Origin of the sequence: Mesorhizobium sp. M1A.T.Ca.IN.004.03.1.1 (assembly GCF_003997555.1) — a bacterium.
Taxonomy (GTDB): domain Bacteria; phylum Pseudomonadota; class Alphaproteobacteria; order Rhizobiales; family Rhizobiaceae; genus Mesorhizobium.
Map to the genome: position 1 here is coordinate 1 of NZ_RZTV01001236.1, position 229 is coordinate 229.

The following is a 229-nucleotide window of genomic DNA, read 5'->3' on the forward strand; positions in this document are numbered from 1 at the left end:
CCGTGATCCCCGCGGTGCCCGTCGTCGACACCATCAAGCGTGTGGATGCCGAGGGCGCGATCGTCGCGGCCGTGGATCGGTCGGAGCTCGCCGCCGCCCAGACTCCGCAGGGCTTCCGTCGCGGCATCCTGGAGGAGGCGCTCCGCTCCGCCGACGCCGACCACACCGACGACGCGGCGCTGGTCGCCGCCGCGGGTCACCCCGTGATCACGGTGGCCGGAGACGCGGC

Annotated in this window: 1 protein-coding gene; it reads left to right on the forward strand. The window is 75.1% G+C overall.

Going from position 1 to position 229, the window contains the following annotated elements:
- The coding region (locus EOD29_RS35650) for a 2-C-methyl-D-erythritol 4-phosphate cytidylyltransferase (RefSeq protein ID WP_206520641.1) at positions 1-229 on the forward strand (229 nt) is incomplete at both ends.